23 protein-coding genes are annotated in these 21684 nt (G+C 70.5%); 18 read left to right on the top strand and 5 right to left on the bottom strand.

Going from position 1 to position 21684, the window contains the following annotated elements:
- Window positions 1-6: 6 nt before the first annotated feature.
- Both RIN75_RS39155 and RIN75_RS39150 read left to right on the top strand, forming a co-directional pair.
- Window positions 7-888: an ATP-binding cassette domain-containing protein gene (locus RIN75_RS39155; protein ID WP_309117166.1), complete on the top strand. Its 882-nt coding sequence runs from the start codon at window positions 7-9 to the stop codon at window positions 886-888.
- Window positions 888-1958 carry an ABC transporter permease gene (locus tag RIN75_RS39150; RefSeq protein WP_309117165.1) on the top strand — a complete coding sequence of 357 codons (1071 nt, stop codon included), beginning with the start codon at window positions 888-890 and terminating at the stop codon, window positions 1956-1958. Before RIN75_RS39155 ends, RIN75_RS39150 begins: the two co-directional genes overlap by 1 nt.
- Before the next feature lie 45 nt (window positions 1959-2003).
- On the opposite strand, the gene RIN75_RS39145 is transcribed toward RIN75_RS39150, so the two are convergent.
- The gene (locus RIN75_RS39145; protein WP_309117164.1) at window positions 2004-2486 is read right to left on the bottom strand and encodes an Rrf2 family transcriptional regulator; all 483 of its coding nucleotides are present in this window, start codon (window positions 2484-2486) and stop codon (window positions 2004-2006) included.
- Between the two features lie 84 nt (window positions 2487-2570).
- On the opposite strand from RIN75_RS39145, the gene RIN75_RS39140 reads away from it, so the two are divergent.
- Window positions 2571-3326, top strand: a complete 756-nt coding sequence (locus RIN75_RS39140) for an NAD(P)H-binding protein (RefSeq protein ID WP_309117163.1) — start codon at window positions 2571-2573, stop codon at window positions 3324-3326.
- Window positions 3327-4107: 781 nt separating this feature from the next.
- On the opposite strand, the gene RIN75_RS39135 is transcribed toward RIN75_RS39140, so the two are convergent.
- Window positions 4108-5352, bottom strand: coding sequence for an NAD(P)/FAD-dependent oxidoreductase (locus tag RIN75_RS39135; protein ID WP_309117162.1), 1245 nt, complete (start codon window positions 5350-5352; stop codon window positions 4108-4110).
- A gap of 49 nt (window positions 5353-5401) precedes the next feature.
- Here RIN75_RS39135 and RIN75_RS39130 point away from each other — a divergent pair, with 49 nt between their 5' ends.
- Entirely contained in the window at window positions 5402-5959 is a 558-nt protein-coding gene (locus RIN75_RS39130; RefSeq protein WP_309117161.1) for a helix-turn-helix domain-containing protein, read from the top strand.
- On the opposite strand, the gene RIN75_RS39125 is transcribed toward RIN75_RS39130, so the two are convergent.
- The gene (locus RIN75_RS39125) at window positions 5871-6320 is read right to left on the bottom strand and encodes a DUF6010 family protein (RefSeq protein ID WP_309117160.1); all 450 of its coding nucleotides are present in this window, start codon (window positions 6318-6320) and stop codon (window positions 5871-5873) included. The genes RIN75_RS39130 and RIN75_RS39125 overlap by 89 nt on opposite strands.
- 88 nt (window positions 6321-6408) lie before the next feature.
- On the opposite strand from RIN75_RS39125, the gene RIN75_RS39120 reads away from it, so the two are divergent.
- The gene (locus RIN75_RS39120) at window positions 6409-7353 is read left to right on the top strand and encodes a helix-turn-helix domain-containing protein (protein WP_309117159.1); all 945 of its coding nucleotides are present in this window, start codon (window positions 6409-6411) and stop codon (window positions 7351-7353) included.
- Between the two features lie 128 nt (window positions 7354-7481).
- Here the strand turns inward: RIN75_RS39120 and RIN75_RS39115 are convergent, their stop codons facing one another.
- Window positions 7482-8444 carry an LLM class flavin-dependent oxidoreductase gene (locus RIN75_RS39115; protein WP_309117158.1) on the bottom strand — a complete coding sequence of 321 codons (963 nt, stop codon included), beginning with the start codon at window positions 8442-8444 and terminating at the stop codon, window positions 7482-7484.
- A 138-nt stretch (window positions 8445-8582) separates the two neighbouring features.
- Entirely contained in the window at window positions 8583-9164 is a 582-nt protein-coding gene (locus tag RIN75_RS39110) for a helix-turn-helix domain-containing protein (protein WP_309117157.1), read from the bottom strand.
- Window positions 9165-9233: 69 nt separating this feature from the next.
- On the opposite strand from RIN75_RS39110, the gene RIN75_RS39105 reads away from it, so the two are divergent.
- The 13 genes from RIN75_RS39105 to RIN75_RS39045 all read left to right on the top strand — a co-directional run.
- Window positions 9234-10196, top strand: a complete 963-nt coding sequence (locus RIN75_RS39105; RefSeq protein ID WP_309117156.1) for a DMT family transporter — start codon at window positions 9234-9236, stop codon at window positions 10194-10196.
- Between the two features lie 32 nt (window positions 10197-10228).
- Window positions 10229-11050 carry an MBL fold metallo-hydrolase gene (locus RIN75_RS39100; RefSeq protein ID WP_309117155.1) on the top strand — a complete coding sequence of 274 codons (822 nt, stop codon included), beginning with the start codon at window positions 10229-10231 and terminating at the stop codon, window positions 11048-11050.
- A 21-nt stretch (window positions 11051-11071) separates the two neighbouring features.
- The gene (locus tag RIN75_RS39095; RefSeq protein ID WP_309117154.1) at window positions 11072-11761 is read left to right on the top strand and encodes a DsbA family protein; all 690 of its coding nucleotides are present in this window, start codon (window positions 11072-11074) and stop codon (window positions 11759-11761) included.
- 376 nt (window positions 11762-12137) lie between these two features.
- Entirely contained in the window at window positions 12138-13328 is a 1191-nt protein-coding gene (locus RIN75_RS39090; protein WP_309117153.1) for a pyridoxal phosphate-dependent aminotransferase, read from the top strand.
- The gene (locus RIN75_RS39085; protein WP_309117152.1) at window positions 13318-13803 is read left to right on the top strand and encodes a DUF6190 family protein; all 486 of its coding nucleotides are present in this window, start codon (window positions 13318-13320) and stop codon (window positions 13801-13803) included. The genes RIN75_RS39090 and RIN75_RS39085 overlap by 11 nt, the downstream gene beginning before the upstream one ends.
- Complete coding sequence (locus RIN75_RS39080) at window positions 13800-14597, top strand: dihydrodipicolinate synthase family protein (protein ID WP_309117151.1); 798 nt, start codon at window positions 13800-13802, stop codon at window positions 14595-14597. The genes RIN75_RS39085 and RIN75_RS39080 overlap by 4 nt, the downstream gene beginning before the upstream one ends.
- Window positions 14594-15409, top strand: coding sequence for an iron-containing redox enzyme family protein (locus RIN75_RS39075; protein WP_309117150.1), 816 nt, complete (start codon window positions 14594-14596; stop codon window positions 15407-15409). Before RIN75_RS39080 ends, RIN75_RS39075 begins: the two co-directional genes overlap by 4 nt.
- Window positions 15406-15759, top strand: a complete 354-nt coding sequence (locus RIN75_RS39070) for a Rieske (2Fe-2S) protein (RefSeq protein WP_309117149.1) — start codon at window positions 15406-15408, stop codon at window positions 15757-15759. The genes RIN75_RS39075 and RIN75_RS39070 overlap by 4 nt, the downstream gene beginning before the upstream one ends.
- Before the next feature lie 76 nt (window positions 15760-15835).
- On the top strand, window positions 15836-17239 hold the full coding sequence (locus RIN75_RS39065; RefSeq protein WP_309117148.1) for a cytosine permease: 1404 nt from the start codon (window positions 15836-15838) through the stop codon (window positions 17237-17239).
- Window positions 17236-17838: a 2Fe-2S iron-sulfur cluster-binding protein gene (locus RIN75_RS39060; protein ID WP_309117147.1), complete on the top strand. Its 603-nt coding sequence runs from the start codon at window positions 17236-17238 to the stop codon at window positions 17836-17838. Before RIN75_RS39065 ends, RIN75_RS39060 begins: the two co-directional genes overlap by 4 nt.
- Window positions 17835-18818 carry a xanthine dehydrogenase family protein subunit M gene (locus RIN75_RS39055; protein ID WP_309117146.1) on the top strand — a complete coding sequence of 328 codons (984 nt, stop codon included), beginning with the start codon at window positions 17835-17837 and terminating at the stop codon, window positions 18816-18818. Before RIN75_RS39060 ends, RIN75_RS39055 begins: the two co-directional genes overlap by 4 nt.
- Window positions 18815-20986 carry a xanthine dehydrogenase family protein molybdopterin-binding subunit gene (locus RIN75_RS39050; protein WP_309117145.1) on the top strand — a complete coding sequence of 724 codons (2172 nt, stop codon included), beginning with the start codon at window positions 18815-18817 and terminating at the stop codon, window positions 20984-20986. The genes RIN75_RS39055 and RIN75_RS39050 overlap by 4 nt, the downstream gene beginning before the upstream one ends.
- Window positions 20987-21048: 62 nt before the next feature.
- Window positions 21049-21684, top strand: a 636-nt coding sequence (locus tag RIN75_RS39045) for a phosphotransferase (protein ID WP_309117182.1), incomplete at its 3' end; no start/stop codon positions are given.

The raw sequence follows: 21684 nt of genomic DNA, 5'->3' as shown, positions 1-21684 counted from the left end.
GCGGTCATGTTGACAGTGACGTCGATCAGCCGGAGTTTCGGCGATCACCGCGTTCTCGACGACGTGTCGTTCGAGGTCCGTCCCGGGCGGATGACCGGGTTCCTGGGGGCCAACGGGTCCGGCAAGACCACCACCATGCGGATCGTCCTCGGGGTCCTCGCCGCGCACGGCGGCGCGGTCCACTGGGAGGGCGCCCCGGTGACGGGGGAGATGCGGCAGCGGTTCGGGTACATGCCCGAGGAACGCGGGCTCTACCCGAAGATGGGGGTGGCCGAGCAGATCGCGTGGCTGGGGCAGTTGCACGGGCTCGACCAGGCCACCGCGCGCCGCAACACCGCGCGGCTGCTGGAGCAGCTGGAGCTCTCCGCGCGGGCCAAGGACAAGCTGGAGGAGCTGTCGCTGGGCAACCAGCAGCGCGCGCAGGTCGCCGCCGCGCTGGTGCACGACCCGGTGTTGCTGATCCTGGACGAGCCGTTCTCCGGCCTGGACCCGATCGCCGTGGAGACCGTGCTGGGCGTGCTGCGCGAGCGGGCCGCGGGCGGGGTGCCGGTGCTGTTCTCCAGCCACCAGCTGTCGGTGGTGGAACGGCTGTGCGACGACGTCGTGATCATCTCCGGCGGCCGGATCGCCGCCGCGGGCGCCCGGGACGAGCTGCGCGCCCGGTACGGGACCACCAGGTTCGAGATCGTGGTCGCCGGGGACGCCGGGTGGGTCGGCGACGTGCCCGGGGTGCGCCTGGTCGACGTGGACGGGCCGCGCGCGGTGTTCGAACCCGACGACGACGGCGTGGACCAGGTCGTGCTGGAAGCCGCGCTGCGCAAGGGGACCGTCCGCAGCTTCACCCCCGTCGTGCCGACGCTCGACGAGATCTTCATGGAGGCGATCTGATGGACCGGCGGCGGTTCTGGAGCGCGACGCGGCTGGTGGCCGAGCGCGAGGTGCGGACGTTGCTGCGCACCAAGGGTTTCTGGATCGGCTTCGCGGTGATCGTGGTGGGGCTGTTCGCGATGTCGATCCTGCCGACGGTGTTCGGGGGTGATCAGACGAAGGTCGCGGCGGTGGGTTCGCAGGCCGTGGACGCGTTGGAGGGCAGTGACTTCGAGGTGCGGACCGTGTCCGATGTGGACGAAGCGTCGGCGCTGGTGCGGTCCGAGGAGGTGGAGGCGGCGGTCGTGCCGTCGGGAGACGGCGTGAAGGTGCTGGCGCTGGACGACCCGCCCACCGACGTCGTGGCCGCGCTGCGCACGGCCCCTCAGGTCGAGCTGCTCGACCCGTCGGCGGTGGGGCAAGGGCCGCGGATGGTCACGATCATGGTGTTCGCGGTGGTGTTCCTGATCTTCGGCATGGGCGGCGCGGCGATCGCGCAGAGCACGGTGGTGGAGAAGCAGACCCGGATCGTGGAGATCCTGGTGTCCACGGTGCCGGTGCGGGCCCTGCTCGCGGGCAAGATCCTGGGGCACACGGTGTTGACGCTCGGTCAGGCGGTGGTGCTGGCGGTGGTCGCGCCGATCGCGTTGCGGATGGGCGGGCAGCAGGAACTGCTGGCGATGGTGGCGCCCGCGCTGCCGTGGTTCGTGCCGTTCCTGGTGCTGGGGTTCCTGCTGCTGGCCGGGATGTGGGCGGTGGCCGGGTCGTTGGTGAGCCGGCAGGAGGATCTGGGTTCCAGCATGGGGTTGGTGATGTTGTTGGTGATCGGGCCTTACTTCGGGGTGATGACGTTCTCCGATGACGCGACCGTGATGCACGTGCTGTCGTACGTGCCGTTCACGTCCGCGATCGCGATGCCGGTGCGGTTGTTCGCGTTGCAGGCGGCGGCGTGGGAGGCGTTGCTGGCGTTGGGGTTGCTGGCGGGGACGGTGGTGCTGGTGGTGTTGCTGGCGAGCCGGATCTACTCGGGGTCGTTGCTGCACACCGGGGGGAAGATGGCGTTGAAGAAGGCTTGGGCTCGGGAGGAGTGAGCTGGTTCTTTCGGCGCCGGTGCGGGGTTCCCGTGCCGGCGTCTTTTATTTGCGGCCGCCGGTCTGGGCCATGCGGGAGCGGGTGCGGGCCGGGGCGGTCGCGGGGAGTTCGGCGAGGATGTCCGCGAGGGAGACGGTGGCGAGGCTGTGCTTCCAGGCTTCGTGGGCGTCGGCCATCTTGCGGGCCAGGATGCAGGTGTTGCGGCAGTCCTCGGCGGGGAGCGCGCCTTTGCCGCGTTGGCGGATCTCCTGGCACTCGTAGGGGGAGGCCGCGCCGTCGATGGCTTCGACGATGTCGAGCAGGGTGATCTCGGCCGGGGGGCGGCCGAGTCGGAAGCCGCCGCGGGGGCCGGTGGTCGCGGCGAGGACGCCGGACTTGACCAGGGCTTGGAGTTGCTTGGCCAGGTAGGGGGCCGGGAGGTCGTAGTACTCGGCGAGTTGGGCGGCCGAGGTGGTGGTGCCCGGCTCCAGCTGCGCCAGGGTGGTGGCGCAGTGCAACAGCCATTCGGTGCTCACGGGCAGCTTCACGGGGTGGAGTGTATCGCAGATATTGCGGATCTGTTTAGTCCGAGATAGCGTGAGGGGCGTTCGGGTGATCGAGAGGGGAATGACGTGCGGATCGCAGTGGCCGGGGCCACCGGCAACATCGGGGCGCTCACCGTTGGCGTGCTGGAGCGGGCTGGGCACGAGGTGGTGGGGATCAGCCGTTCGTTGGGCGTGGACTTGATCAGCGGGGAGGGTTTGGAGTCGGCGCTGGTCGGGGTCGAGGCGGTGATCGACGCGACGAACGCGCCCGTGGGCGATCGGGGGGCATTGGTCGAGTACTTCGCCACCGCGACCAGGAACCTGCTGGCGGCGGAGCGGCGGGCGGGCGTGCGGCACCACGTGTTGCTGTCGATCGCGGGGATCCACGGGATTGAGGGGAACGACCACTACTACGGCAAGCGGGAGCAGGAGCGGTTGGTGCGGGAGGGTGCGGTGCCGTGGAGCATCGTGCCCGCGACGCAGTTCCACGACTTCGCGGCGATGGTGGCGGGGTGGACGGAGCGGGACGGGGTGTCGACCATCGCGCCTTTGCTGGTGCAGCCGGTGGCGCCGGGGGACGTGGCCGAGTTCTTGGCGGAGGTGGCGACGGGATCGCCGTTGGGCATGCACCCGGGGTTGGCGGGGCCGGAGCGGCACGACTTGGTCGACATGGCTCGGCGGACTTTCGAGGCGCAGGGGCGTGCGGTGAGGTTGGTGCCGACGTGGGACGGGGTGTTCGGGGTGGAGATGGCGGGGAACGTGCTGCTGCCGATGGAGGGGGCGCGGATCGGGGGTACCACTTTCGAGCAGTGGTTGGCGACGCAAGAGCGGAGGGTTGGGTGAGCTGGTAGAACGGTGGTGTGGGGTTGGTCGGGGCTTGATCGGCGTCGGTTTCGGCGGCTGGGTGGTTCGGCGGCTGGACGGTTCGATGGCTCGGTCGTCGGAGATCAGCCGATCGAGTGACATGTCGGATCGGGAACCGATCGCCGGGTCCCGCGTCCCGTGATTGGAGAGGTCGCGCGGGCCACGGCCAACCAGGCAGCCCAACCCCCGCCCCAGCCCCAACTCAGCCCTAACCCCGCCCTCCCCGCACAGCCGCTGGCCCTGCCCGCACAGCCCTGGCCCCGTGCCGCCACACCTAACCCGCGGTGCCCGGCCCCTCAGCGTTCGAGCCGACACGCCCGCAGCCTCCCGCCCGACGCCAGCTTTGCCGCCGCCGCGCCGCCACAGGTGCCCGCCGCAGATGCCGCGCCGCCGCAGGTGTCCCGCCGCGTCGCCGCAGGTGTCCCGCCGCGTCGCCGCAGGTGTCCCGCCGCGTCGCCGCAGGTGTCCCGCCGCGTCGCCGCAGGTGTCCCGCCGCGTCGCCACGATCGCTGTCGCCATCCCTGCCGCCATCGCCGGCGCTGTCCGTCCGCCGCCGCCTGCCGCCGAAGCCGCCTGCCTGGCTGCTGCCTGCCGCCGAAGCCGTCTGCTGGCCGCTGCGGCCTGTCTGCCACCGCAGTCTCGCTGCCTGCCACTTGCCGCTGTCCGGCCGCCGGCAACCATCGCTGCTGCTTACCGCTGTCGCTTCCTCTCATCCCTGCGCAGCTGCCTGCCGCCGCCGCTTTGGGGGAGTGGGTGGGTGTTAGGGGGTTAGGAGGGGGTGGGTGGCTTGGTGGGCTGAATGGAGGGCGCCTTCTAGGTAGCCGGGCCATTTGGTTGAGGTTTCGGTGCCGGCCCAGTGGAGGCGGCCGGTGGTGGGGGGTGGAGGGGTTCGGGTGGTCGAGTGGGTGCCGGGGAGGGGGAGGGCTGAGTAGCCGCCTCGGGTGTGGGGGTCGGTGGGCCAGTGTTTTTCGTGCCAATCCAGTGGGTTTAGCGCGGCTGGGCCTAGGGCTTGGGAGGCGGTGGTTAGGAGGGTGGATTGGCGGACGTCAGGGGAGAGGGCGGCTATGGCATTGGCTTGGGTGCCTGGGATCAGGAACGCCAAGTGGCCGGGGCCGGAGGGTGGGGAGACGTCGAAGATGGCTGGGGCTGGGCCGGTCAGGGAGATGACTTCGCCGCTCAGGCCCGACGACCGCCAGAACGGACGCTCGTAGACGGCGATCGCCTTGTAGATCTTGCCCATCACGGTGTTGCGCTCCAGCAGGGCGCGAGGTGGGGGGAGGGGTGGGGTGTGGTGGATGTCTGCGGATACGGGGGGTGGTACGGCGACGATCACGTGGTCTGCCTTGAGAGGGCCGGTGGGGGTGTCGACTACCACGTGTGTGTCGGTGCGGGTGATCGCGGTGGCGGGGCGGGAGAGGTGGATGTTCAACGGGGCGGCCATGCGTTCCGCCAGGGTGCCGGCGCCGGTGGTCAGGAGGGAGGCTTGGGCTGTGCCGAGCATGGAGAGCAGGCCGCCGGACGAGCGGACTGATGATGCGAACGACTGGAGGGTTATCTGGTCGACGTCGGTCGCAAGGGCTTCCGCCACGACTACCTCAACCAAGCGGCGGGCGGACGTGTGCGGTAGGCGGGTCAGCCACTGGGCGATGGAGGTGTGGTCGTTGGACGACGGTAGGGAGAGGCGTAGTAGGGCTGCCCCGCCTAGGAGTAGGGGTAGCCAGGCTCGGATTACGCGGCCCTCGTTGAGGATCACGCGCCTGCCTTGTTTGGGCGACGGGTGAATCGGCACGCCGTGTTCGGCGGCCAACTTCGCCAGCAATGTGTGGTTGGGGCCTAGCCACATGCCGCCCAGGTCGACCGGCGAACCCAGGCTGGACGTCACGGTCAGCGCCCGGCCGCCCACGCGGTCCGCTGCCTCCAGAACGGTCACGTCCACGCCGGCCCGGCTCAACACGCGCGCTGCCATCAGACCGGCGAAGCCTGCGCCTACCACCACGACCTTCATACAACGAGCGTTGCACAACGCATGTTGCATGACAAGGTAGGCTCGACGCGTGCCCCGCCAGGTAGACCCCGCCGCCCGCCTCGCCGCCGTGTCCGACGCGGTCGTCGCCATCGCCGCCGAACGCGGGTTCGCCGCCGTCACCATCCGCGCCGTCGCCGACCACCTGCGCGCGTCCACGTCCGTCGTCACTCACTATGTTTCTAGCCGCGACGAACTGCTGCGCCTCGCCGTCCGCCGGGAACTGGAAGTGCGCCGCGCCCAAGCCGAACGGGCGATGGCGGAAGGCCCCCACCCCCTGCGGGCACTGGTGCGCTGGGCGGTGGCCGACCTCCAAGACCAGGTGCACCGGTTCTGGCTGTCCCTGCTGATCGCCGCCCCGACCGAACCCGTCCTCCGCACCGAACTCGACGGCTTCAACGCCTGGTGGGGCGAACACCTCCGCGGCCTGGTCCAGCGGTCGGGGGCGGCAGACCCGGAGGTTGTCGCGGACACCCTGGACGTCGTGGTCGACGGACTGGTCACCGCCGGTTTTGAAGACCTTGATGCGGTTCGGCGTGACCGCGTCCTCGACCGCGTGTGGAGCGCACTAGGCCTCGAAGACGTGTGATCGAAGGCCCGCCCGCGAAGCACCACACCGCGATCACGGGATCGCAGATCGCGCAACCCAGCGAAGAGTGCTCGGCGAACGGGATGATCGGACTGCCCTTCACGTGGTGCGCGAAGTCCCACGCGGTGTGCAGCAGCCATGCGACGCCGATGAACGTCCACGACCGCAATCCCCGGAACGCCACGTACGTCGCCACGACGGTGAACGCGAACTCCCACACCCCGAACCCGCCACCACTGAGATAAGCCGCCCCGGCCCCACCCACCAGCACGGCGTTGAACGGACGGCGGTGGCGTTCAGGAATCAGCGAGTTCAGCGCGACGTACAACAACCCGATCAGGATCGGCACCACATAGGTCATGAAGCGACCGTAGGAAGATCACGCACCATCGGGGAGCGCTACGGAGGACAGGAACCAACGGGATCTCGCCACCACCTACTGTCGGCGCATGCACATCGTGGCCGTCCTCGCGCTGGACGGGGTCATCCCGTTCGACCTCTCCACCCCGATCGAGGTGTTCACCCGCACCCGCCTCCCCGACGGCCGCCGCCCTTACGAGGTCCGGATCTGCGCCACCACACCGACCATCGACGCCGGCGCGTTCACCCTCACCGCCCCGTGGGGCCTCGACGCCCTGCACACAGCGGACACCGTCGTGCTGCCAGGATGCGTCGACCCGACCGCACCCCTGCCAAAAGAAGTGGTCGACGCCCTGCAAGAAGCGGCAGCCAAAGGAGTGCGCATAGCGTCGATCTGCTCAGGGGCGTTCACATTGGCCGCCACCGGCCTGCTCGACGGGCTCCGGGCGACCACGCACTGGGCCGCCGCACCCGAACTGGCCCGACTGCACCCGGCCGTCGAGGTCGACCCCACCGTGCTCTACGTGGACAACGGCCAGTTCCTCACCTCCGCCGGCGCCGCCGCCGGCCTGGACCTGTGCCTGCACCTCATCCGCCGCGACCACGGCTCCTCGGTCGCCGCCGACGCCGCTCGCCTGTCCGTGATGCCACTGGAACGCGAAGGCGGGCAAGCACAGTTCGTGGTCCACGACCAACCGCCCGTGCCGCGCGGTTCGACGTTCGAGCCGCTGCTGCAATGGATGGAGGAGAACGCCACGACCGACCTGACGCCCGCGACCATCGCCGCCCGCGCGGGCATGAGCACCCGGACCCTCAACCGCCGCTTCCGCGAACAGACCGGCACCACCCCGGTCCGCTGGCTCGTCCGATCCCGGGTCCGCCGGGCCCAACACCTGCTGGAAGCCACCGCGCACACCGTGGACCGCATCGCGGCCGAGGTCGGTTTCGGCTCCACCACAACGTTCCGCGACCACTTCAAGGACGTCGTGGGCACCACCCCGAACGCCTACCGCGCCGCGTTCCGAAAGCGCTGAAAGGGACGGCGTCCTGCCGGCGCGTGGCAGAACGCCGTCCCCTGACCGGCTCGGGGTGTCCGGTCAGCCCGTGGGAAATCAGCCCAGAGGAAGCCAGCCCAGAGGAAATCAGCCCAGAGGAAACCGGATCAGCCCGCCAGGACCTCGTTCGCGATGCGCTCCAACTGGGTCTCCGCCTGGTCCGGCGGGAACAGCCACAGCCCCAGCGACGTGGCCCCGGCGTCCAGCAGACCCCGCAACTGCGCGCGCACCTTGCCCGGGCTCCCGGCCACCGCGAACTCGTCCACCCACTCGTCCTCGACGACCAGGTCCTCATCAGCGGCCAGAGCCGCGACCCGCTTGCGGATGTCCTCCGCGTACGGCGACTGCCCCACCAGAGCCGTGTGGGACTCGGCCTTGAGGAAGAAACCGACCGCCCCGCGCACGGCGTCCCGCGCGGCCTGGTCGTCGTCGTCCACCGCGGCCAGCACGAACGCGGTCAGCGGGAGGTCGCGGCCGGCCTCGTCCACCAGACCCCGCGCCCAGTTCACGTAAGTGGGACCGGACAGCACCGACAGCAGCACGCCATCGGCCTTCTCTCCGGCCGCGCGCAGCGCCTTCTCGTTCACCGCGCCGATCCACAGCTCCGGCACCTGCTCCGGCGGGAACTCCAGCTTGATGTCGCCGTAGTGGTGCGCGCTGGTGGTCCGGTTGACGTTCTGCCCGGCCAGCAGGTCGCGCAGGACGTCTAACGTCTCCGTCACCGCGGTCAGCGGCTTGGCCGGCGTCAACCCCATCTGCTGGAGCCAGAAACCGTTGCCCAGACCGATGGTCGCGCGCACCCGACCCGGGTACGTGCGGGCCAGGCCCGCCAGTTCCATGGCCAGCACGGCCGGGTGCCGGGTGACGACGCTGGCCAGCCCCAGGCCGGCGGGCACCCGCTCGGTGGCGGCGAGCAGCAGCGTCAGGCCGGACAGGCCGCCGGTGAAGAAGCAGTCCTCGGAGAACCACACCTCGCCGAACCCGAGCCGTTCCGCCTGCGCCGCGCCCGCGGTCAGCCCTTCCGGCGGCGTGAGGCTGCCGAAGACGATCCCGATCTTGCTCTTGTCCATGAAACGTCCTTCCAGGTTTCGCGGCTTCCACGGGCCACCGCCATAGTGGCATAAGTGGACGCGCTGTCCACCTACGGGCATCCGGAAGGATGCGTGAACAACCCCTGACATGCGGCGATCCCGGCAAACCCGAAGCGGTCAGGTGCAGCGCGCGCTCAGCCACTCCAGGCCGGCGACGATCTCGGCCGGCGTGAGGCCCCGCACCCGCCGCTGGTAGTCGTACAGCTCGGGCGCGAGCGGGGCCATGAGGGCGTCCACCACGGCCTGGGGCGTGCCGGGGGCGAGCAGCAACTGCACGTGCCTGCGCCAGAACGCGTACACGCCGGTGCGGAACCGCGCACGTCCGGTCTCCGCGCCCAGCACCAGGTGCAGGTGCCGTTCCAGCAGGTCCACCATCGCCGCGTAGAACGCCGAGAGCCGCGCGCGCGGCGGTGCGCCCGGCCCCAGCGGCGGGCCGCCGCGCAGGATCGACTCCTGCAACTCGGTCTCGTGCGCGTCCAGCAACGCCTGCGCGATGGACGTCGGGTCGGGGTAGCGGCGGTACAGGGTGGCCCGGCCCACGCCGGCCGCGCGGGCGATGTCCTCCATGGTGACCCCGGTCGTGCCGCCGGCCTCGGCGAACAGCCGCTCGGCGGCGGCCAGCACCTTGGTGCGGTTGCGCGCGGCGTCGGCGCGCTCGCGGGGACGCCCGCCGCCCGTCAGGGCGACCTCGATCGACATGCGGACCACCATAAGGCCTCGAAGCCACTAAGTGGACACTGCGTCCACTTAGTGCTTAGCATGGCCGGCATGTACCTCGCTCTCCTGGCATCGGCGCTGCTGGTCGGCACGCTCCTGGCGGTGCAGGCGTCGGTGAACCTCCAGCTCAACCGGGCGGTGGGCACCCCCTACGGGGCCTCGACCCTCCAGCTCTCGGTCGCCGCGGTGCTGCTGGCCGCGGTGGCGATCCTGACCGGCAGCCTGGGCGCGCTGGGCGGGGTCGGGGACGCGACCTGGTGGCACCTGCTCGGCGGTCTCGCCAGCCCCCTCTACATCACCAGCGGCATCCTGCTGATCCCCCGGCTCGGCGCGGTGACCACGGTCGGCCTGTGGGTGACCGGCCAGATGCTCGCCTCGCTCGTGCTCGACCTCGGCGGTTACGTCGGCGTCAAGCAGGTGCCGCTGAACCTGCTGATCGTGGTCGGCGCGGCGGCCGTCGTCGTCGGCATCTCGGTGGTCGTGCGCGGCCAGAACCAGGCGATCAAGGCCGGTCCCGGCACGGCCACGCCCGCCGACACCCGGCCCGCGCTGGGCACCCAGGCCGGCTGGATCGTGCTCGGCGTCGTCGCGGGCGGCGTGCTGCCCGTGCAGGGCGCGGTCAACGCCAAGCTGCGCGGCGACCTCGGCGCGCCGTTCGCGGTCGCGCTGGTCAGCTTCATCGTCGCGGTGGCCGCGATCGCGGTCGTGCTCGCCGTCCTGGTCTCGGCGGGCAAGACGCCCAAGCCCAAGCTCGACGGGCTCAAGGGGATGCCGTGGTGGGGCTGGCTGGGCGGCGCGTGCGCGGCGGCCTACGTGACGGTCACCTTCCTGCTCATCCCCGAGATCGGCGCGGCGACCACGGTCGCGTTCACCGTGACCGGCCAGCAGCTCGCGTCCGCGGTCATCGACCAGCACGGGCTGTTCCGCCTGCCCCGCCGCAAGCTCACCACCGCCCGCCTCGTCGGCGTCGCCCTGCTCATCGCCGGCTCCGTGCTCGTGCAGATCGCCAAGTGAGAGACCCCGCCCCGACCCGGAAGTGAGACGCCGTGCTGACGCCTTACAACGCCGCGCCCGAGGTTTTCGTGCTGCCGTCGCAGTTGCCGATCGCGGGTGCGGGCGTGTTACCCGTGCACTCGTACCTCATCCGCGCGCACGAACCGGTCCTGATCGACGCGGGCCTGCCGATCGACGCGGGCCAGTTCGACCAGGCGGTGTGGAACCTGGTCGACCCGCAGGACCTGAAGTGGGTCATCGTCACCCACGACGACCGCGACCACGTGGGCAGCCTGCGCGAGATCCTGGCCGCCGCGCCCAACGCAACCCTGGTCACCAACCAGCTCTCGGTGGACCGCCTCGCCGAGTACTGGAACGTGCCGCAGCACCGGGTCCGCGCGGTCAACCCCGGTCGCTCGCTGGACCTGGGCGACCGCCGCATCACCGTGCTGCGCCCGCCCGCCTACGACGCGCCGTCCACCATCGCCGTCTACGACCAGAAGCTGGAAACCCTGTTCAGCGCGGACAGCTTCGGCGCCGTGCTGCCGGAGTTCGCCTCCCACGCCCAGGACGTCGCCGAGTCCGACTACTACGACGGCCTGGCCCTGTTCACCCGCGCCAACGCGCCGTGGACGTCGTTGGTGGACCAGGAGAAGTTCGACAAGGTGATCGACCTGATCCGCGCGGTCAACCCGAAGACGGTGCTCAGCGCGCACGGTCCCGTCGCGACCGGCCGCACCGACGCCCTGCTGGAAGCGATGCGCAAGATCCCCACCATGACGCCGTGGCTGCCGCCGGAGGACGTCGAGGTGGAAGCGGTGCTGGAGCGGCACGAGGCCGAACTCGCCGCCGCGCGCGCCGAACTGTCCCGCTGAAAAACCCCGGAAAGGGCAGGCATGTCCACGCACGACCTGACGCCCCCGCCCGGGGTCGTCGTGATCTTCTCCGACATCTGGTGCTCCTTCGCCCACGTGACCGTGCACCGCCTGCACAAGGCGCGGCGCGAGCTGGGCCTGGAGGACCGGGTCTCGTTCGACCACCGCGCGTTCCCGCTGGAACTGCTGAACAAGGCCCCCAGCCCGCGCACCGGCACCGACAGCGAGGTCGGCCGGACCGCGAGCCTGGAACCCGACGCCGGCTGGCAGCTGTGGCAGGACAAGGACTGGCTCTACCCGTCCAGCACCCTGCTCGCGCTGGAAGCCGTGCAAGCGGCGAAGGAACAGGGCTTCGCCGCGTCCGAACAGCTCGATTTGGCGCTGCGCAGAGCGTTTTGGGCGGAAAGTCGGAGCATCGCCAACTACCACGTCATCCTGGACGTGGCGGAGAGAACCGGCGCGGTGGACGTCACCGCACTCGCCGAAGCGCTCGACGACGGCCGAGCCAGACGCGCGTTGTCCGCCCAGGCGGCGATTTCCGCGACCGAAACGGTGAACTGCAGTCCGCACCTGTTCCTGCCCGACGGCACCGACTACGCGAACCCGGGTATCGAGGTGAGTTGGGTCGGCGATTACGGCGTCGGATGGCCCGTGATCAGCCGGGACGAACCCGAAGCAGTCCCCGAACTGGTCAAACGCGCTGCCGCATAAGAAGCCCTCTCCGCCGGCGTCGTCCCAGGTCGCCGGCCCTCGCGCGAGCAAATCCCGGCCGTTCGGCTGGGATTTCGCACATCCGCAGCCATAGCGAATCCCAATGGCGTGAATTGAAGCGCGCATTGCCCCCGACGGCGGTGCAATAGCCGCCTTTCGGTCGGCGGTTCAATCGTGATCGGCTTGTTATTGTTACGGCGGAGTTACCCTGGTTACGGTGGGCAGTGCCGCAGCAGCGGAGAGTCAGACACCGAAACGGGGGATCGGCGGACTTGTCCACCTGTCACTCGCGTGCATTCCGATCAATCAAAACGACCGGGACGATTCGGTTCCCGGTGCTCGTCTGTGTCGAAAACTATCCTGGGGGTATTCCTCGATGAGCACCAGTACGGACACCACGACGACCACGCCCGACGTCAGCGGCTTCGTCGACCTCACCCAGCACGAGATCCTGGCCCTGAAGACCCGCTTCAACCTCGCCGACGCGCACACGCACCAGCGCCAGTCGCGCAGCCAGGAGAAGATCGTCGCGAGCTTACCGGAGCTGTGGTACGAGGCCGAGCAGGGTCTCCAGTCCTACTACGAGAAGCGCTTCATCGATTCGTTCTTCCGGCTCCACCGGCAACCCAACGCGCCCAAGGACAAGACGATGCTGTCCTACGCGGCCAGCATCTCCACCATGGTCGCGGCGATGTTCCTCAAGAACCGCAACATGTCGGTCACCCTGGTCGAGCCGTGCTTCGACAACCTGGTGGACCTGCTCAAGAACATGCAGGTCGACGTGCGGCCGATCGACGAGGCCAACATCCACGACGTGTCGACCATCTACGACAACCTCGTCCGCGAGGTCCGGACCGACGCGCTGTTCCTGGTCGACCCCAACAACCCCACCGGGTTCAGCCTCCTCAAGGACGGCCGCAGCGGCTTCGAGGAGGTCGTCCGGTTCTGCGTCGACCACGACAAGGTGCTGCTGATCGACCAGTGCTTCGCCGCGTTCGCCCTGGCCGACGAGCGGATCGGCCGGGTCGACATCTACGAGCTGCTGGAGAACTCCGGCGTGACCTACCTGGCGATCGAGGACACCGGCAAGACCTGGCCGATCCAGGACGCCAAGTGCGCCATGATCACGCCCAGCGACGACATCCTGGAGGAGGTCTACAACCTCCACACCTCCGTGCTGCTCAACGTCTCGCCGTTCGTGCTCAACATGGTGGCCAACTACGTCGAGGACTCCATCGAGGACGGCTTCGCCTCGGTGCGCAACGTCATCACGGAGAACCGCAAGCTGGCCAAGGAAGCGCTCGACGGCGACGTGCTGGAGTACGTCGAGCCGACGGTCAACGTCAGCGTGGCGTGGTTCCGCATCAAGCCCGAGCACCTGACCGCGTCCCGCCTGCAGGAGAAGCTGCTGGAGAACGAGGTCTACGTGCTGCCCGGCACGTACTTCTTCTGGCACGAGCCGGCCCGCGGCGAGCGCTACGTGCGGCTGGCGCTGGCCCGCGAGCCGGAGATGTTCGCCGCCGCCATGACCGCCATGCGCGAGGTGCTGAACCGCAATGAGTGGTGAGGCGATCATCGACGCGTCGCTGTTCATGGCGATGAACAGCATCGACGAGGCGACCCGGCGGCGCGGCAAGGCGTTCTTCGTCGCCCGCCTGGGCACCGGCGCGGTGATGCCGCTGGAGCAGGTCGGCGCGTGCGACGACCTGGTGTGGGGCTACCGCCGCGCGGAGCAGGACGCCTACTACCCGTTCATGGACGTCCTGCACACCGAGATGAAGATCGACCGGATCGGCTACACCGAGGACGACCTCAAGCGCGCCTTGGAGTCCCCGGAACTGGCCGGGCTGTCGCTGCGCAACCGGCTGACCGCGGCCGTCGTGCTCAACCGCGGCGGCACCCTCTACACCGTCGACCCGGAGCTGACCGCCCGGGACGACCTGCCGCTGGGCGAGCTGCCGGACGTCGAGTCGGCGTTCCCGCAGCCGCTGGAAGGTCTCTACAAGCAGTCGCTGGTCCTGCGCGTGGGAGGTGGGGCATGAGCTACCGGGGCACGATCGTTCCGCTCGTCACGCCGCTGGACGCGCGCGGCGAGGTGGCCGAGTCCGATGTGGACAACCTCATCGGCTCGCTGGAGGGCAAGGTCGACGGCCTGATGCCGGCGCTGAGCACCGGCGAGGGCTGGAAGCTGTCGGACCGGCAGTGGGTGGACGTGGTCACCTACACCGTCAAGCACTCCCGCGGCCTGCCCGTGCTGTCGGGCATCCAGCTGCCCACCACCGCGCAGGTCGTCGCGCGGGCCAAGGTGGCGGTGGACGCGGGCGTGGACGCGGTGGTCGTCACCACCCCGTACGGGCCGGACGTGACGCAGGACCAGATCGTCGAGCACTTCCGCGCCATCCGGGAGGCGGTCGGCGTCGGGATCTTCCTCTACAACGAGGAAGCCGTGTCCGGCAACAAGATCGAGCTGGACACCCTGCTGCGCATCTGCGAGCTGCCCGGCATCGTCGGCATCAAGGAGTCCAGCGGCTCGGCGGAGTACACCAACGCGATGACCCGGGCGGGCACCGGCATCCCGGTGTTCGAGGGCTGGGAGAACCTGCTGCTCCAGGTCACCGGCATCGCCGGGTTCATCGGCCCGCTGCTCAACGTGGAACCGGGTCTGTGCAACGAGATGCTCACCGACCCGCGGCCGGAGCTGCAGGACCGCATCAACGCCGCCTGCGAGGCGTACGGGCTGTTCGGCGACGAGTGGTACCGGCCGCTGAAGGAGGAGCTGGTGCGGCGCGGTGTCATCTCGACCGCGCGGGTGGTGCCGGAGAAGGTGGCGGCATGAGCGCCGCGCGCCGGCTGTACCGGCTCAACCGGTCGGTGCCCTCCGCCGTCGAGTACGCCGAGATCCGCCGGCTGGAACGCGAGTTCTTCGTCCAGCGCGCCGACGCGCTGGAAGCGGCGGCCCCGGCGTTCGCCTCGCGCGGCGAGCTGGTGAAGGCACTGGGCGAGCGGCTGGCGGAGGAGGAGGCCAACCCCTCGGCGAGCGACCTGTTCATCACCGAGGAAGCGAACCTGGCGCAGTTCAAGGAGATCGTCTCGCAGTTCGCGGTGGACGGGCTCATCGAGTCGCAGTCGCTGCTGGCGATCATCCCGCGGCTGCCGTCGCGCTCGCGGATGGCCGTGTTCCGGGTGCTGATCGACGAGTTCGGCTGCGGCAACGACGACCAGGAGCACGCGGGGCTCTACGCCAAGCTGCTCACCGAGTTGGGGCTGCCGACCGACCTCGACCACCACGTCGAGCGGGCGGCGGACGAGGTGCTGGGCTTCGTCAACCTGTTCTACTGGCTGGCGGCCCGCGCCCCGGAGCCGGACTACTTCCTCGGCGCCTACTCCTACTTCGAGTCCAGCGTGCTCTACGCGTTCCGCAGCTTCGCCGCGGCGGGCAAGCGGCTGGGGTTGGAGCAGGACCGGTACTACACCGAGCACCTCTACATCGACGCCTTCCACAGCAAGCAGATGCAGACCGCGATCCGCGAGCTGGACCAGGAGCGGGGCGTGGACCTGCGCAAGGTGTGGGCCGGCGTGGAGCTGACCAGCGCCGTCGTCGCCGAGGCGGTCGACGCGGCGGTCGCGCGGGCCAAGGAGGTCGCGTGACCACCGAGGCCGACGTGGCGGTCGCTCCCGGCGCGGCGGCGGCGGTCGGGGACGTGCCGGCGGTCCAGCCGCTGCCGCGGCGGCAGGACGGCGTGTCCGTGCGGCAGCTCAACGGCGACCTGCTGCTGGTCGAGGTGCGGGGACAGCGGTTCCTGACCCAGGCCGAGTGCCCGCACCGCAAGGGGCGGCTGCTGTTCGGCTACGTCAACGACCGCAAGCTGCGCATCACCTGCCCGCTGCACCACTCCACGTTCGAACTGACCACGGGGGACCAGGTGTCCGGCCCGGTCTGCGGCTCGCTGAAGGTGACGCCGCTGACCGGTGACGGGCTGCCCTACCCCCTGCGCTGAGAAGACCGGACCCCGTCCCGCGGCCTTCCCCCGCCGCGGGGCGGGGTCTACCCACCCCTTCCCCTGAGGAGACCGCATGTCCGCGTCGCAGACCGGTCACGAGCTGGTCGACCCCGCCGAGCGCACCACGAGACCGCACGAGTTCCTGTGGATCTGGCACTCCGCCCAGTTCTCCTTCGGCGTGGTGGTGCTCGGGTCGGTGCCGGTGAGCTTCGGGCTGGGCTGGTGGGGGAGCGCGACGTCCGCGCTGGTCGGGCTGCTGATCGGCACGTTCGTGTTCGCCCCGCTGGTGCGGTTCGGGATGCGCACGGGCGCGACCGACGCGGTGTCCAGCGCGGCGCACTTCGGCGTGCGGGGCCGGGTGGTGACCAACCTGATCACGCTGTGCGTGGCCATCGGGTTCTTCGCGATCGCGGTGTGGACCGGGGCGACCGCCGTGGTGGCGGCGTTGCGGCGGCTGGTGGGGTGGGGTGACCTGGTGCTGGTCGTCCCGCCGGTCGCGCTGGCCGTGGTGCTGGTCGCGATCTTCGGCTACCGCGCCCTGCTGACCACCTACAAGGCCGTGACGGTGATCGGCGGTCTGGTGCTGGCGGGCCTGGTGGCGGCGCTGCTGCCCGGGTTCGACCCCGGCGCGGCCGGTGAGCCGGTGCTGGGCGACTTCTGGCGCACCTGGCTGCTGGGCGTGACCTTCGGGGTGACCGTGCCGATCACCTACGCGACCCTCCAGGGCGACTACTCCCGCCACCTGCGGCCGGGCACCACCGACCGGGAAGCGGTGTGGTTCACCGGCGTCGGCATGTTCCTCAGCAACGCCATCGCCGTGCTCATCGGCATCATGGCGAGCACGGTGATCACCGACCACTCGGTGCCGTGGGTGATCGGCCTGACCGATGCGGTGCCGGGCTGGTTCACCGCGTTCGTGATCGTGTTCGGGTTCTTCGGCACGCTGCCGCAGGGCGCGCTGTGCGTCTACGCGGCCGGTCTGACGGCGAACTCGTTGTTCCGCAACGCTTCCCGGGTCACCTGTACCGTCGCGGCGGCCGCCGTGGGCGTCCTCGTGCTGTACGCGGGCGCCGTCGTGTACGACGCGATCGACTCGATCTCCACGTTCGTCCTCTTCCTCCTGCTGCTGATCGCGCCCTGGTCGGCGATCATGCTGGTCGGCTTCGCGCTGCGCGGCGGTCGTTACGCCCCGGAAGAGCTGCTGGGGCGGGGCCGCTACTGGTTCGCCGGCGGATTCGACCCGCGCGCGTTCGTGGCGTTCGTCCCGGCCGTGGCCGTGGGTTTCGCGTTGGCCGACAACGCGGTCTACGTCGGCCCGTGGGCCGATCTCGCGGGCGGCGTCGACCTGAGCTGCGTCGTCCCCTTCGCCTTCGCCGGCGGCGGCTACTGGCTGCTGTGCAAGGCGTTCCCCGAGCAGCCCGGCGGCACTCCGCCTGCCCGGCTCGAGCTGTCCATCGGCAACAGGAGAGGATCATGACCGAAGAAGCCGGGGCGTCCCGGCACAAGCGCAGAACGGTGTTGAAGGCGGGTGGTGCGGCGGTCGCCGGAGCGGTCGCCCACCCCGTGCTGGAGGCGTCGGCGGCCCCCGCCCGAACGGAGGCCGCCACCGGCGTTCCCATCACCCTGCGGGTCAACGGGAAACCGCACGAGCTGACCGTCGAGGCGCGCGTGACGCTGCTCGACGCGTTGCGCGAGCGGCTCGACCTGACCGGCGCGAAGAAGGGCTGCGACCGGGGCGAGTGCGGCGCGTGCACGGTGCACGTGGACGGCCGCCGGATCAAGTCCTGCCTCACCCTCGCGGTGATGCAGGAGGGCCGCGAGATCACCACGGTCGAGGGCCTGGCCCGCGACGGCCGGCTGCACCCGGTGCAGGAGGCCTTCATCCGGCACGACGCCTTCCAGTGCGGCGCCTGCACGTCCGGCCAGGTCATGTCGGCGGTGGCGGTGATCGAGGAGGGGCACACCCGGTCCACCGACGAGATCCGCGAGTGGATGAGCGGGAACCTGTGCCGCTGCGCGGTCTACCCCAACATCGTGGCCGCCGTGCGCGACGCGGCGAAGGAGCCGCGGTCGTGAAGAACTTCGAGTACGTGCGGGCGAAGGACCCCGCCGACGCGGTCCGGCTGGTCGCCGAACGGCCCGGCGCGGCCTTCGTCTCCGGCGGGACGGACCTGCTCAACCTGATGCGCGACGGCGCGCAGACCCACGACCGGCTCGTGGACGTCAACGGCATGGGGCTGGACAGGATCACCATCGGCGCGCGCAACGTGCGCCTGGGCGGCTGGTCCCGGATGGCCGACGTGGCCGCGCACCGCTTCGTGCGGCACCGGTTCCCGGTGGTGGCCGAGGCGCTGCTGGCCTCGGCGTCGCCGCAGATCCGCAACATGGCCTCCATCGGCGGGAACCTGGTGCAGCGCACCCGGTGCGGGTACTTCCGCGACGCCGCGTCGCCGTGCAACAAGCGGGTACCCGGCAGCGGGTGCCCGGCGCTGGGCGGGGAGAACCGGTGGCACGCGGTGTTCGGCGGGAGCGACCACTGCATCGCGGTGAGCGCGGGTGACCTGGGCGTGTCGCTGCTGGCCGTGGACGCCGTGGTGCTGACGTCGGGGCCGCGGGGCGAGCGGCGCATCCCGTTCGGCGAGTTCCAGGTGGTGCCGGGGGACACCCCGCACCGGGAGAACGTGCTGGAGCACGGGGAGCTGATCGTCGGCGTGGAACTGCCGTTCTCGCACTTCGCCGGGAAGTCCCGGTACCTGAAGCTGCGCGACCGGGCCACGTTCGAGTTCGCCGTGGTGTCCGTGGCGGCGGCTCTCGACTTGCGCGGTCGGCACGTCCGGGACGTGCGGCTGGCGTTCGGCGGCGTGGCGACCAAGGCGTGGCGGTCGTTCGCGGCCGAGGACGCTCTGCGGGGCAAGGAACTGAACGGTTCGACCATCGAGGCGGCGTGCCGGGCCGCGGTTTCGGGCGCGGAACCGCGGCAGCACAACGCGTTCAAGGTGGAGCTGTTGCAGCGCGCGGTGAGCCGCGTCCTGCACGACCTCGGGGGTGTGCGGTGAACAGTCCCGTCGGGCGCGCCGTCCCCCGCGTGGAGGGGTACGCCAAGGTCACCGGCGGCGCGAAGTACGCCGCCGACGTCCACATTCCCGGTGTGGTGCACGGCTACCTGGCCACCAGCACCATCGCGCGCGGCCGGATCACCTCGTTCGACGTCTCGCGCGCCGCCGCGGCGCCGGGCGTCATAGCGGTGTTCAGCCACCTCGACATGCCCCGCCTGACCGTCCCGGCGGCCCCGTACCCCAAGGGGTTCATGCCGTTGCAGGACACCACGATCCACCACGACGGCCAGCCGATCGCCTACGTCGTGGCGGAGACCTGGGAGCAGGCGCGCGAGGCCGCCGACCTGGTGGACGTCCGGTACGCCGTCGAGCAGCCGAAGATCGCGCTGGAGGACGCCCCGGGCGAGGACTTCCTGCCCCCACCGGGCCCCGAGGGGCCGTACGAGGTCAAGCTCGGCGACGCGCACGCGGCCCTGGAGCGCGCCGAGGTGAAGGTGGACCACACGTTCACCAGCCCGGTGCACCACCACAACCCCATCGAGACGTCGGCGACCGTCGCGGTGTGGGAGGGCGACCGGCTGACCCTGCACGACTCCACGCAGAGCATCAACCTCACGCAGGGCGTGGTGTCCAAGGCGCTGGGGGTGCCGCCGGAGAACATCCGCGTGCTCGCCCCGTACCTGGGCGGCGGGTTCGGCGCGAAGGCCCCCGTGTGGCCGCACACCGTGCTCACCGCCGCCGTCGCGCGCATCCTCGGCAAGCCGGTGAAGCTGGTGCTGACCCGGGCCCAGATGTACACCGCGTCCGGGTACCGCGCGCAGTTCTTCCACCGCGTGGCGCTGGGCGGCACCCGGCAGGGCAAGCTGACCGCGTTGTACAGCTTCAGCAACCAGCAGTTGTCCCGGACCGAGCACCGGATCTTCAACACCAGCGAGACGTCCTGGCTGCTGTACGACATCAAGGACCTGCACGTCCGCCAGCACGGCGTGCGGCTGGACATCTCCACACCGCACTTCATGCGCTCGCCGGAGGGTCCCCCGCTGTTCGGCCTGGAGACCGCGCTCGACGAGCTGGCGCACGAGATCGGCATGGACCCGGTGGAGCTGCGCCTGCGCAACTACACCGACGTCAACCCCGAAACCGGCGGCCCCATCGGCAACGCCAACCTCGCCGAGTGCGCACGCCGGGCGGCGGAGGCCTTCGGCTGGGCCAAGCGCGACCCGCGACCGGGGTCCATGCGCGACGGACGCGAGTTCATCGGCTACGGCATGGCCACCGAGGCGCACACCTACCGGTCGCGGCAGGCCAACGCCGTGGTGGAGATCGGCGTGGACGGCAAAGCGGTCGCCCGCAGCGCCACCCACGACATCGGCACCGGGACGTACACGGTGATGACCCAGATCCTGGCCGAGTCGCTGGGCATGCCCATGGGCTCGGTGCGCTTCGACCTGGGCGACACCAACTTCCCCGCCGCCGGCTTCTCGGCCGCGTCGGTGACCGTCCCCAGCGTCTCCGTGGCGCTCGACAAGGCGGCCCGATCGGTCCGGGAGCAGGTGATCGCCCTGGCCGTGGCCGATCCGCGGTCGGCGTTGCACGGCGTCCCCGTCGAACGTGTCGTCATCGAGAACGGCTTCCTGTTCGACAACGCCAACCGGGACCGCCGCGACAGCTACGAAGGCGTCATGGGCCGGCACGGCAGCCCGGTGAGCGCCACCGGCCGGCACATCAACGCCCCCGGCTACACCACCGGCGTCGTGTTCGTCGAGGTCCGCGTGGACCCGTGGATCGGCCGGGTGCGCGTGACCCGCGCCGTGACCGCCCACGACCTGGGCCGGGTCCTGAACCGGACCACCGCGCGCGGCCAGGTGATCGGCGGCGTCAACTGGGGCATCGGCTACGCGCTCACCGAGCACACCGTCATCGACCGCCGGACCGGCCGCACCCTCAACCCCAACCTGTCGACCTACCTGCTGCCGGTGAACGCCGACAGCCCGACCGACATCGAGGCGATCTTCATCGACGAACCCGACCCGGCGTCCCCGAACGGCACCAAGGGCTTCGGCGAAACCCCGATCACCGGCGTCCCGGCCGCGATCGCCAACGCCGTCCACCACGCCATCGGCCGCCGAATCCGGGATCTGCCGATCACGCAAGACAAACTCCTGTAGCTTGGCGGCGCGGTCACCTCCCCCGACCGCGCCGCCCGCTCACCAGAACGAGGAGAGCACCGCTGAGCCTCGGCCCGCCGCCCCAACGCATCGGCACCACCGACGGCCCTCAACCCGGCAAGCACAACTGGTTCCGCGGCGGCACCCTGCGCACCTACGACGAGCTGGCCCAGCGCGCACTGGCCAAGCTCGGCGGCCACGTCGACGTCGACCTGGCTCGCGAGATCTGGCAGACCGCGCTGGACGCACGCCGGGACGGCGTCGAGCGCTGGTTCCACGGCGACATGGCCGCGGGGAACCTCCTGCTCGACGACGGCGAGCTGGCCGCCGTCATCGACTTCGGGACGTGCGGTGTCGGCGGCCCGGCCTGCGACCTGGCGATCGCCTGGACGCTGCTCACCGCCGACGGCCGACCCGCGTTCCGCGGGCGACTGTCCGTGGACGACGCCACCTGGGCGCGCGGAGACTGCAGGGACCGGTGCGGCTGGAACGGGACGGCGAACCGGTCCCGATCGGTCCGCCGCAGGTCAGAGTGGTGTTGGCGACCCTCGCCGCACACGCCGGAGAAGTCGCGAACTCGCCGTCCTGGTCGCCGAACACCCGGTCCGGGAGCGGTTGCGCGGTCAGCTGATGCGGTGGCCGGTGTGGTGGACAGCGCCCCCGCGACGGCCACTCCGCCCAAGATGGTGAGAAGCTTG

The sequence above is a fragment of the Saccharothrix sp. genome, assembly GCF_031180885.1.
Taxonomy (GTDB): Bacteria; Actinomycetota; Actinomycetes; order Mycobacteriales; family Pseudonocardiaceae; genus Actinosynnema.
This window is presented reverse-complemented; position numbering and strand designations above follow the sequence as displayed.